General features: G+C 67.1%; 10 protein-coding genes. 3 read left to right on the top strand and 7 right to left on the bottom strand.

Going from position 1 to position 11,096, the window contains the following annotated elements; translation table 11 throughout:
- Window positions 1-37: 37 nt before the first annotated feature.
- Both M3N53_06785 and M3N53_06780 read right to left on the bottom strand, forming a co-directional pair.
- Window positions 38-1,099: an NAD-dependent epimerase/dehydratase family protein gene (locus M3N53_06785; GenBank protein MDP9068036.1), complete on the bottom strand. Its 1,062-nt coding sequence runs from the start codon at window positions 1,097-1,099 to the stop codon at window positions 38-40.
- Complete coding sequence (locus tag M3N53_06780; protein ID MDP9068035.1) at window positions 1,096-2,208, bottom strand: SDR family NAD(P)-dependent oxidoreductase; 1,113 nt, start codon at window positions 2,206-2,208, stop codon at window positions 1,096-1,098. Before M3N53_06780 ends, M3N53_06785 begins: the two co-directional genes overlap by 4 nt.
- A 202-nt stretch (window positions 2,209-2,410) precedes the next feature.
- On the opposite strand from M3N53_06780, the gene M3N53_06775 reads away from it, so the two are divergent.
- The gene (locus tag M3N53_06775; protein MDP9068034.1) at window positions 2,411-3,577 is read left to right on the top strand and encodes a family 1 glycosylhydrolase; all 1,167 of its coding nucleotides are present in this window, start codon (window positions 2,411-2,413) and stop codon (window positions 3,575-3,577) included.
- 4 nt (window positions 3,578-3,581) lie between these two features.
- Here the strand turns inward: M3N53_06775 and M3N53_06770 are convergent, their stop codons facing one another.
- Entirely contained in the window at window positions 3,582-5,543 is a 1,962-nt protein-coding gene (locus M3N53_06770; GenBank protein ID MDP9068033.1) for an NAD-dependent epimerase/dehydratase family protein, read from the bottom strand.
- Between the two features lie 66 nt (window positions 5,544-5,609).
- Here M3N53_06770 and M3N53_06765 point away from each other — a divergent pair, with 66 nt between their 5' ends.
- Together M3N53_06765 and M3N53_06760 are read left to right on the top strand one after the other, a co-directional pair.
- Window positions 5,610-6,527 (top strand): sulfotransferase domain-containing protein, encoded by a 918-nt coding sequence (locus M3N53_06765; protein MDP9068032.1) that lies wholly within the window; start codon window positions 5,610-5,612, stop codon window positions 6,525-6,527.
- A gap of 4 nt (window positions 6,528-6,531) precedes the next feature.
- Complete coding sequence (locus M3N53_06760; GenBank protein ID MDP9068031.1) at window positions 6,532-7,740, top strand: glycosyltransferase family 4 protein; 1,209 nt, start codon at window positions 6,532-6,534, stop codon at window positions 7,738-7,740.
- 31 nt (window positions 7,741-7,771) lie between these two features.
- Here the strand turns inward: M3N53_06760 and M3N53_06755 are convergent, their stop codons facing one another.
- From M3N53_06755 to M3N53_06740, 4 genes are all read right to left on the bottom strand, one after another.
- A complete protein-coding gene (locus tag M3N53_06755; GenBank protein MDP9068030.1) occupies window positions 7,772-7,963 on the bottom strand; it encodes a hypothetical protein in 192 nt (63 codons plus the stop codon).
- A gap of 84 nt (window positions 7,964-8,047) precedes the next feature.
- The gene (locus M3N53_06750; GenBank protein MDP9068029.1) at window positions 8,048-9,673 is read right to left on the bottom strand and encodes a CocE/NonD family hydrolase; all 1,626 of its coding nucleotides are present in this window, start codon (window positions 9,671-9,673) and stop codon (window positions 8,048-8,050) included.
- 169 nt (window positions 9,674-9,842) lie between these two features.
- A complete protein-coding gene (locus tag M3N53_06745; GenBank protein MDP9068028.1) occupies window positions 9,843-10,286 on the bottom strand; it encodes a hemerythrin domain-containing protein in 444 nt (147 codons plus the stop codon).
- Window positions 10,287-10,351: 65 nt separating this feature from the next.
- Complete coding sequence (locus M3N53_06740) at window positions 10,352-11,050, bottom strand: hypothetical protein (GenBank protein MDP9068027.1); 699 nt, start codon at window positions 11,048-11,050, stop codon at window positions 10,352-10,354.
- Window positions 11,051-11,096 lie beyond the last annotated feature (46 nt).

Below are 11,096 nucleotides of genomic sequence, written 5' to 3'. Positions count from 1 at the left end.
GTTCGGGTAGCAGCGGGCGCCGCCGCAGAGGCGGCCTCTATCTGGACACCGTCCCGGCGAGCGATGCGGCTCCTTGATCCGCCCGCTCACGCAGCCAGTCGTGGAGACGCCGAACGCCCTCCAGGACGGGAACGCGCGGCGTCCAGCGGGTCGCGGCCGTGAACCGCGAGGTATCGGATACGTAGTACCGCTGATCGGCCACGCGCCAATCTTCGAACTCCAGGACCGGCCGGACCCCCGCCAGCTCCTCGATGTGGCCGATCAACTGCAAGAGGCTGAGCGTGTTCCGGGGGCCCCCGCCAATGTTGAAAGCTCGGCCCTGCACGCCGTCGATCCGCTCCTGTGCCAGCAGCATCGCGTCGATCAGGTCGTCGACGAAGAGCACATCGCGGACCTGCTTGCCGTCGCCGTAGATCGTGAGCGGCCGCCTCTTCAGCGCCTGGATCAAGAAGTGCGCGACCCAGCCCTGGTCCTCGGTGCCGAACTGGTGCGGGCCGTAGATGCAGCTCATGCGGAAGACGACCGTCTTCAGGCCAAAGCTCGCGCAGTAATCGAGCACGTACTGGTCCGCCGCGCCCTTGGAGCATCCATAAGGGCTGCAGAAGGCAAGCGGCCGCTCCTCGTCGATGCCCCGGGCCGCCAGGTCTGGATCCGCCGGCTCGTAGGACGCCTCGCGTTCGAGCAGGTCGACGTCGGGAAGTGCGCCGTACACCTTGTTCGTCGAGGTGAACAGCAGCGCCGGAGGATCGTCTTGACGCCGGATCTCCTCGAGCAGTTTCACGGTTCCGATGAGATTCACCCCGAGGTCGTCGACGGGATCGAGCAGACTGGTCGTGACGGCAACCTGGGCGGCGAGGTGGAACACGGCCGCAGAGCCGGTGACCCCCCGGCTGAGCGCGGCTTCGTCGCGAAGGTCGGCGACCTCAACCAACAGCCCGGTCGGGTGCTCGTTTTGAAGCCAGCGCAGGTTCTGCTCGACCCCAGGTCGTGAGAGGTCGTCGAGGATCGTGACGCGGTTCCCCTGGGACAAGAGCCTGTCGGCGAGGTTCGTTCCGACGAAGCCGGCCCCGCCGGTGATCAGGACCTGGCCGCCGCTCATATCGTCAGCCCCCGGGCGGCGAGCTCGGCCGCAGCCGCGTCCACCCGGTCGGTAGCAACCTGTCCCTCGAGCCAGCGGGCAAGCTCGGCCATCCCGTCCTCGAGGGCGACGGAGGGACGGAAGCCCAGGAGCTGCTCCGCGAGCGACACGTCCGCGAAGCAGTGTCTGATGTCTCCGACCCGGTACTTGCCCGTCACCTCGGGCTCGATGTGCTCTTTCCCCAGCACCTTCGCCAGCTTCTCCGCGATCTCCCGCACCGAGACGCTGTCGCCGCTGCCGACGTTGAGGGCGATGCCGGTCACCTGGGTCTTCTCCAGGGCCAGCCTGCAGGCGGTGGCCACGTCCGACACGCTCACGAAGTCCCGCCTCTGGTCGCCGTCTTCGAAGATCAACGGCCGGCGGTCGTTCAGGAGCCGCGCCGCGAAGATCGCGAGCACGCCCGTATACGGGTTCGACAGCGCTTGCCTCGTCCCGTAGACGTTGAAGAACCGCAGGGCCACCGTGGGGATGTCGTAGGCGGAGCCGAAGAGCAGGCAAAGGCGCTCCTGGTCGAACTTGCTGAGGGCATAGACGGAAGACAAAGAGGGGGCCTTGATCTCCGGCGTCGGGACCGGGCGGAGTCGCCGCCCGTCGGGCGACACCGGCTCCCATTCCGCTCGCTCCAGCTGTGCCCGGGTCCTCTCGACCGCAGCCGCGGGAGCGCCGTCGGCGGTCTCGTAGAGCCCCTCGCCGTAGATGCTCATGCTGGAGGCAACGACGAGCCTCTTCGGGGGGTGGTCCAGCAGAGCCTCGAGCAGCACGGCCGTCCCGGTCGTGTTCACGTCCACGTACTCGGCGATCTCGTACATGCTCTGGCCGACGCCGACCCGCGCCGCGAGATGGACTACGCTCTCGACCCCTTCCAGGGCGGCCGTGATCGTGTCTTTGTCGCGCACGTCGCCGCGGATCAGCTCGACCTGGTCGTCGAGGTAGCCCGGCGGCTCTCCCCCCTCGTGGACCTGCGGGTTGATGTCGTCGAGCGCCCGCACCTCGTAGCCGTGAGCGAGTAGATGATCCGCCAGATGCGAGCCGATGAACCCTGCGCCACCGGTGATAAGAACTCTGCTCAAGTCGTCCTCCTGGTCGCGGGGTTCCACCGGCAGCCGGTGGGCTCACTAGCTGCGCTGGACGGTGGGCGCATCGGACGGCGGTGGTTCAGCCGTTCTCGGCACCTTTATACCTCCCAAGCCGTTTCGGTTGATGCTGTGCGTGGCGCGGGCGGCGGCCTTGGACGCGCACCGTAGTCAAAACGCCCCCGCGTAAGCTCCCGGAGTGAGCGCGCTCTCGTTCCCGCCGGGGTTCCTATGGGGCACCGCCACCTCGGCCTACCAGGTGGAAGGCGGCAATCACGCGTCCGACTGGTGGCTGTGGGAGAGGAAGGCGGGCAGCGGTTGCGCCGAGCGGTCGGGTGATGCCTGCGACCACTACCATCGCTACCCCGGCGACATCGAGATGATCGCGGACCTCGGCTTCAACACCTACAGGTTCTCGCTCGAGTGGTCCCGGATCGAACCGGAGCAGGGCGAGTACTCGCGGGCGCAACTGGACCACTACCGCCGGATGCTCGAGTCCTGCCACGAGCACGGGGTCGAGCCGATGGTGACCTTCCATCACTTCACCTCGCCTCGCTGGGTGGCCGCGCAAGGGGGTTGGGAGCGGCCGGACACTGCCGAGGATTTCGCCCGCTACTGCCAGGTTGCCGCCGAGCATCTGGGTGATCTCTTCGAGTGGGCGATCCCTATAAACGAGCCCAACATGCCGCCGCTGCTGGGCTACCAGGACGGGATCTTCCCGCCGGGGCGACGGGATCCCGCTACAAGAGAGCGGGTGAACGAGACCTTCATCCGGGCGCACCGTCTGGGCGTAGAGGCGATCAGGTCCGGGACCCGGGCGCGGGTGGGGATGGCGCTGGCGATGGTTGAGATGCATCCCGTCGATGGTGGCCAGGTCGAGTTGGACAGGATCCGTGACGTGCGCGAAGACGTCTTTCTGGCCGCTACCCAGGATGACGACTTCATGGGCGTGAATGCCTATACGCGCCACGAGGTCGGACCCGAGGGGATCAGGCCGCCGCGCGCGGGAGCCGAGCTAACTGGACTCGGCTGGGAGTACCGCCCGGAGGCACTGGAGGCTTGCGTGCGGCGGGCCGCAGGGGTGACGGGTAAGCCCGTGGTGGTGACCGAGAATGGGATCGCCACCGATCACGACCCGCAGCGGATCGCCTACATCACCGAGGCGCTGCGCGGGATTCATCGCTGCCTCCTCGATGGGCTAGAGGTCCTCGGCTACCTCTACTGGAGCGCCTTGGACAACTTCGAGTGGAACCATGGTTACGGGCCGAAGTTCGGCTTGATCGCGGTCGACCGGGCGACGCAGGAGCGCACCCCGAGGCCGAGCGCGCAGTGGCTCGGCAACATCGCGCGCACCGGCGCGTTATGAGTCGCTACGCCTCGAGCGAGCGTTCGTCGGGCCTCGGTCGCAACTGGGTCATCAAGCGGGACACCACCTCGCCCGCTCCCACGGTTGGCCGCCACCCCGTGATCGTCGAAAAGGCGGCTGTGTCGGCGACGTACGAGCGGTAACCGCCGGAGGAGAGGTCTCCGGTGTTCGCCGTCGCGGCTCCGAGAGGCTCCTCCCGGAGATCCGCGAGCCTCACCGCATTCGCAGCGCCCCCGCCGATGTTGTACGCCCCCCCGCTCAGCGCGCCGTGGTTCTCCCTCGCGAGGAGGAGAGCCGCAACAGCGTCGTCGACGTACAAGAGATCTCGGATCGCGATGGTCGCGGCGTCCCGCAACGCCGACTCGAGCCACGGGTCTTCATCCACCTCGCTGCCGTAGACGCACCCCAACCTGAACACAATCGTCGGGAAGCCGAACACGCTTCCATAGCGCAGCACGTACTGATCGGCGCCGCCTTTGGAGCATGCGCCTATCCCCTGGAACGACAGGGGCTGGTTCTCCGCGATCGGGACCCCGTTGAGACCCGGCTCGTAGATCTCCAGAGACGACGCGTACACGAGAGCCGGAGGGTCATCCATCCGCCGCGCCTCTTCGAGGAGGTTCATCGTGCCCTGCAGGTTCACCGCCAGGTCCAGGGGCGGGTCCAACAGCGCGGAACGCGGGCTCGTGGCGGCGAGGTGGAAGACCTCGTCGCAGCCTTCGAGCGACCGCCGGATCGCGAAGGGATCCCGCACGTCCCCTATCTCGCCGCGAACGAGCTCGGGGTAGGACTCTTTCAACCGGCGCAGGTTGTGCTCGCTGCCGGGCCGCGACAGGTTGTCAAGCACGACGACGTGCCGACCCGCAGCCGCCAGCCGCTCCACCAGCGCCGAGCCGAGCGTCCCCGCTCCCCCGGTGACGAGAGTCCCGGGCGAGGATGCGTCGAGTACTGCATCAGTAAGGCACAAGCCGCTGAGCTGCCTGACCGCGGCGAGGCCTCCCCCGCCCCAGATCCGGGCGCTCAACTTCGGCGTGCCGTCGCGCCGGTGCAGGCCGAAGTGATACGCCCTCTCATCGCAGTGGAAACCATCGAGCGTCTCGCGGGCGCTGTCGAGGTCCTCGGCGGAATACCAGTACGCCCGCGGGACGGGAGCATCCATGACATCGACCAGCGTTTGCAGCTGGCGGAACTCGTCGTGTGCCCAGGTCGAGAAACCGCACTCGGTGATCCACACCTCGGCAGGAGACGAGTGCCGATCCAGAACCTCTTGCACGCGCGCTACGTGTGCTCCCCAGCCCTCCCACACAGCCTCCCACGTGCCCGGGAAACCATGGATCCCGACGACGTCGATGTCACGCATCGCGCCGCGCAGGAACATCAGGTTCAGCCAGTTCGGATCCAGCGGACTCATGCCGCCGAGGACGGTGTCCACGCCGTGCGCGTGAGCGCGCCCGGCGCCGCTCGCGATCATCCGGGCGAAGATGTTCCACTCGGGGTCCACCGTCCAGTCCCACTCGATGTAGTTGTTGGGCTCGTTCCACAACTCGACGTGCTCGAACGCGCCCGGATAGCTGCTCAAGAAGAGGTCGACGAAGCGGCCGTAGTCCTCGGGGTCGCGCGGGGGCGACGACGTCTTTGGGAGGACACCTTTAGCGGGCGGAGTGTAGAGAAGGCATGGGAGAACGGAGAAGCGGGAGCACAACTGTGCGAATACCCACTCGTACCACTCGGGTCCCCCCTCGGTCTCCCAGTCATACCAAGAGACTGCCGTGCGGACGTGAGTGACATCCATCTTCTCCAGCCCGCGCACGACGCGCTCGACGGCGGCTCCGTCGTGGATGTGGAAGTAGTTGACGACGCCAATCAGGGCCTCGTCGCCGTCCCGCCGTGGCGCGGCGTCAGCAGCAGGAGCCTCTGCCGGTGTCTCCGCCGCGGCGCGACGAGAGGTGTCGACGATCCGGCTCACGGGCGACACCCTAGAGGGAAACCGTTCAGAAGATGATGATGAAGATGAAGGGGTAGGAACGCGCTCATGTCAGACACGCGGACTGTCTTCTTGTTCATCTCCACAGGACGGTGCGGGACGCAGTGGCTGGCGTCGAACCTCTCCGAGCTGTACGGAGAACGCGCCGCGGTAACCCACGAACCGCTCGGCCCCCTCTACAGACCGCGGCTGTTCTTTCGTTCCTATGAAGACACGGGGGCCCTGGCCGCAACCCCGGAGGTGGCGGCGCACCTCGAGCGTGTGGACGCGCTCCCAAGAGAACGGCTCTACGTGGAGACGGGCTGGCCCCTGTTCGCCGCCGTGCCGTTGTTCGTCGAGCGGTTCGGCTCGCGTCTCGCAGTGATCCACCTAACGCGTCATCCCGTACCAACCTCGATCTCGCACATGGTTCACCAGTGCTACGCAGGCAGTCCCCGTGACGATGGTTACACCAGGCTCGCAGCGCTGGATCCCGGATGTCCGCGCGTCTTCCAGCCGGAGTACGCCGCGAGGTGGAGCGAGATGAGCCCCTATGAGAAGTGCCTCTACTGGTGGACCGAGGTGCATCTGTACGGGCTCGAGATCCAGAGCCGCTACCCGGAGATCCCGTTCCTTCGCTGCAAGAGCGAAGACGTTCTCTCAGCGGATCCCGACACGCTGGAGCGGCTCGCGGACTTCCTGCACCTCGACGCGGACCGCGAATTGGCGGCGCGGGTCGACCGCCCCGTTGACCGGTGGAACCACCGGAGCTGGATCGAGTTCGACTGGCGCCAGATCTTCGACCACCCCCGCGCGCTGGCGGTCGCGGAGGTGTTGGGTTACAACCCTGGTTCGGTGGAGGACGAGAGGCTGGAGCAACGGTACGTCGGGCCGCCGCACCTCGCGGGCGTCCCGTCGGAAACGCCCCCCAGCGAGCTCCCCGGTAGCCTCAGGGCTGGGTTTGCCGACGGTCCGAAGGAGCAGTGATGGTGTGACGCGCATCTTGTTTCTCACGTGTCACCTGCCGTACCCCCCGTTCAGCGGGGGCCGCCTGCGCGAGTTCGAACTGATCAAGCGCCTCGGGGGCGACCTCGACATCCATCTCTGCGCGGTGTCGAAGACCTACGCGGAGGACGCGGCGAACATCGACCGCCTCAGTCCTTATTGCAGCGATATCCAGCTGCTCCCGGTCGACCCTCTAGAGCAGCGTTCACGGGGCGATGGGGCCCGCGCTTTTCAGGTCCGCCGCCACGGATCGTCCGCGATGGGCGAGTACCTCGCGGCCGAACTGGAACGGTCCCGTCCCGACGTCGTTCACGTCGAGGGCTTCTATGTGATGCAGCACCTGCCGAAGCGGGCTGGCCTTCCGGTGTTGCTCGTGGAGCAGAACGTCGAGTACCTGCTATGGCGTCAGAAGGCGGAGGCGGCCGTCGGCCGCGACGAACGCGAGGCGATCCTGCGCGAGTACCTCCTGACGCTGGAGGCCGAGACCGAGGCCTGGCGAGCGGCCGCTCTGTGCGCCGCGGTCACCGACGACGACCGCGAGGCGATCCTTGCGGCGGAGCCGGGGCTCGACGTCCGGGTGGTTCCCGACGGAGCAGACCATCTTCGAGACGTGCCGGAGCGGCACGTTCCCCCGCTCCAGAACACGGTCGCGTTCATCGCGAACTACGCGTACGAGCCGAACGTCGACGGCGCGCTCTACCTCTTGGATCGGATCTGGCCGCGCGTTCGCGCCCGGGTCCCCTCCGCACAGCTCCTGCTGGTGGGGAACGCACCCCCCGCCAGCGTGGCCGACCTCGCAGCGGCTTCCGGAGGCGTAACCGTGACCGGAAGGGTGGCCGAGGTGGAGCCGTACCTGACGTCGGCGACCCTCGTCGTCTGTCCGCTGCGCGTGGGAGGCGGCGTGAAGGTGAAGGTTCTGGAGGCGCTCAGCCGCGGAAAAGCGATCGTCACCACCTCGGTCGGCGCGCAAGGATTCGGGCCGGAGGTCGGCTCGGCGCTCGAGATCCACGATCGGCCGGCTCCCTTCGCGGATGCGGTGGTCCGGCTCCTGCGCCGGCCCGCACGCCGCGCCGCGCTGGAACAACGCGCCGCGGAGTTCGCCCTTGGACTGCCCACTTGGGACCAGGCCGCGCAGCGGCTCAGAGATTGTTACGACGAGCTGGCGTTCGGCTATAGCCGACCGGTCGACGCCTAACGCGACGAGAGGGAGGAGGAGCTACCGGCTCCTATTCGTCACCTTCCTCTTCGCCGCCCTCGCCGCCTTCCGTGTCGGCGTCGACGTCGACATCCGTATCGACACCGTCGCCTCCGCCTTCGCCGTTGCCTTCCTCACAGGCAACGCCTCCGAAGGCGGACAGCGCGACCATGAGCGCGACCAACCACTTCGACAGGCTCTTCTCACTCGCAAGTTGGCGCATCGTCTTGACACCCCCCTGATCGAGTCTCGGCTCCTTGCCGGATCACGAGAGGCACTACCCGCGCAGCAGCGCGAGCAAACGCACCTAGGGGCCGAGCGGGAGCAAGAGCTGCGAGTCGCGGAGGAACAACGTGTTGGTCGCGCGCTGCCGATCCGGAAGCACCCAGGTGTTGCTGGAAGACGAGATCCGCACCTCCAGGTGGTGATCGGCCGCAACGATGTGGTCCTTGTCGATGAACTCCAGGTCGAAGGTGTACCGCTTGCCCGGCTCCAGATCTTTGCCCTTGTGGAGGCCGTCGCGGTAGCGAGCGTTCATGAAAGCGCGCGAGATGACGCCGCACCGTCCAGAGGGATCGACGTCGCAGAGGATGGCGACGAAGTGCGTGCTGCTCCTGTCACTGGAGGCAGACAGCCGCAGCACCGGGCGGCCCGCGATCCGGATCCCGGAGCTGTTCGGGATCTCGGCTCCGACCCAGCGCTCGTTCGACGGGGGTGTCCGCAGCATCTCTGATTCGGTCATCGTCCCGTCGTCGAAGTAGGTGCGCTGTTTGTCCTCCGAACGCAGAGGGAGCCTCGCCACCTTGCGCGGGGTCCAGTCGTTCTGGACGTGCCACTCCTTGTCGTTCGTCTGCACCCGCACGCCGGGTTCGTCCTCGACGCCGTTCTCGACGCCGTAGAGCCAGCGCTCGAACCACCTCTCGAGGAACGTGTCCCACTCGGGATACTTCCCGCGCGGAGACGCATGCGGCCACTGCCCCAGCACCATCGCCTTCTCCGTGTCGAGCGCGTTGAACCAGGCCGTGCCCTCCCACGTCTTCACATTGAAGTCCAGGTGCCCGTGCGAGACCAGCACCGGCACCTGGACCTTGTGAGCGAGCCGCAGGTAGTCGCGCTCCTTCCAGAAGCGGTCGTAGTCGGGCTGCTCGTTGTAGCCCCGCAGCGTCTGCTCGACCCGATCGCACAGGTTCCAGCGCATCGCGATCTGGTTGGCGTGCGTCAGGGCTCCGGGATCCGGCGGCGGGAGGAACCCGTAGCCGAACTGGAAGTCGGTCGGCGTCACCGCAGGCGGGTCGATATCGAGGCTCTCGCCCGAGTAGGTCGCTCGCGCGCCCTGCTGATACGCGTAACCCCACCACCGGCTGATGGCAGACACCGGGACGATCGTCGCGAGGTGTGGCGGCTGCTCGACCGCCGCAGCGTTGGCTGTGGTGCCGTCGTAGGACCCGCCCGTCATCGCGACCTTGCCGTTCGACCACTCCCGGGTCCCCAGCCACTCCACCAGGTCGTAACCGTCTTGGCGCTCCTTGACGCCGCCGTAATCCCAGCAACCACCAGAGTTATAGGTGCCGCGGACGTCGGCGCGGGCGTAGGCATAGCCCTTCGGCACGAACAGAGCGGCGTCACCCGACGGGAGGTTTGTCTCGTTGGGGTCGAGCGCCTTGTAGAGGACGTGATACGGCGTGAGGCTCAAGATCACCGGCACGTCCACGCCCTTCGGCGTGACCGGCCGCCAGATATCCACCGACAGCTCCACGCCGTCCCGCATCGGAACGCGCAGGCGCTCGTAAGTGAACTCGGAGTAGGTCGGGCGCCCAGGGCCCGAGTCCGGCGGTGCGCCGGGTGTACGGGCGACAGCGGGCGCGACTAGAGCGGGCGCGACGACGGCCAGGAGCAGAGACAGCGCTGCGAGCCGCCGCAGGAACGAGGTCATGTTCGTCCTATTCGCCGGACTCCTGCCGGCTCCTCCGGCCGCCCACGAAGGAGTCGGCAGACCTGAGGGCTGGGCCGACGTCGCCAGGCGTTTCTACGCCAGGGCACGCTTCGTCGGGGATGGGCCGGATGCCGTGGGGCGAGATCGCAGCCGTGTTGTCCAGGAGCGGTTAGGAGCCTTGTAGCTCTTTCTTTCTCGCTGCCATCCGATCTCCGAGCCCCTCCAGCTCCGCTTCTTCGAGCAGCTCGCGCGCCTTCACGAACATCTCCTCTTCCTCTTCTTCGATGTGGTGCTCGATGTTCTCCTTCATCACGCTCAGCTTGGCGCCCCAGGTCTCGTCTTCGAAGGAGAGATCGTCGAGCTCCGCCATGATCGTGTCGACGACATGGTGCTCCTCGTAGCCCTCGAGCACAACCTCCTTGGCTTCCGCGTGTGACTTCAGAGCCGGGTAGAGGATCTCCTCCTCGATCGTCTCGTGGATCTCCATCTCACGCCTGATCTGCGAGAAGAGCTGGCGGCGGCGGTCCGAGGCGTCGGCCGTGGTGCTGTCGAGCTCTTCCAGGAGCTTCTTGACCTTCTCGTGATCCTCGGTCAGCAGGTGCAACGGATCCATGACTCCTCCCTTCGGCGATTTGTACCGGAGCCTTCCCCCCGCACCCGCGCCATAACGGGAGATGCCTACAGACGCGCGAGCAGATCCGCCAAGGCATTCGCCGCCCGCTGCAGCTGCATCTGCGTGATCCGGTGAACAGCCGCGTTGTACCCGTAGCGGTCGTAGTTTCTGACGAGCTCGCCGTAGTAGCGGTGCGCCGTGCGAGCGACGCTGCGGGTCTTGCGGTACGGCCTCGCCGGATCGCGGCCGTTGAAGGAGAAGCTGTAGACGTTGTCTTCGCGTTCGCTGCGGGAGTCGACCGCCACCTCATAGGACGAGTGGATCCGCTCCTCCGTGTCCGTCTGATCGGTGTGCATCGGGTTCGCTACGTCTCCCACGATGTGCGCCAGGATCCCCACCGCCCGGCTCGCGGCCCGGTCCCGCCCCGCTTCGTGGCGGCGGGCTGCTCGCGCGAACCACACCTTTGCGGCCTCCGGCGCGCCGCCGTAGGTCGAGCCCCACTCATCCCATACGTGCCACCAGCTCCCGCTCGCGTGGTCGATGCCGTCTCTCGTGTCGGGGTCGTCCGTGGCGCGAAGTGCGACCCGCAGCCGGAGCCACGGAAGATCGGACGCGACGGCGCGGGCCGCGCGGTCGAGGATCCAGTCGTGGGTGCCGAAGGAGTCGGGCCCGGCGCGACCGTTGGACCACCCGGCGGCGGAGGGGGCTACCCCGGTGAGGAGGGCGCTCGTTAGAAGCAGCGCCACCGCGATCCGCTTACCCATCGGCTGAGGGTAGTGCAACGTAGACGCGGGAGCATGCGACAGTTGT

The organism is Actinomycetota bacterium, assembly GCA_030776625.1.
Taxonomy (GTDB): Bacteria; Actinomycetota; CADDZG01; order CADDZG01; family WHSQ01; genus MB1-2.
Note: the sequence above shows the minus strand (reverse complement) of the source record. Positions and strands in the feature narration are given on the sequence as shown.

Excerpts from the sequence above, each read along its gene's own strand:
- M3N53_06785 (MDP9068036.1), bottom strand. The coding sequence starts at position 1,099 with ATGAGCGGCGGCCAGGTCCTGATCACCGGCGGGGCCGGCTTCGTCGGA.
- M3N53_06765 (MDP9068032.1), top strand. The coding sequence starts at position 5,610 with ATGTCAGACACGCGGACTGTCTTCTTGTTCATCTCCACAGGACGGTGC.
- M3N53_06755 (MDP9068030.1), bottom strand. The coding sequence starts at position 7,963 with ATGCGCCAACTTGCGAGTGAGAAGAGCCTGTCGAAGTGGTTGGTCGCG.
- M3N53_06750 (MDP9068029.1), bottom strand. The coding sequence starts at position 9,673 with ATGACCTCGTTCCTGCGGCGGCTCGCAGCGCTGTCTCTGCTCCTGGCC.
- M3N53_06745 (MDP9068028.1), bottom strand. The coding sequence starts at position 10,286 with ATGGATCCGTTGCACCTGCTGACCGAGGATCACGAGAAGGTCAAGAAG.
- M3N53_06740 (MDP9068027.1), bottom strand. The coding sequence starts at position 11,050 with ATGGGTAAGCGGATCGCGGTGGCGCTGCTTCTAACGAGCGCCCTCCTC.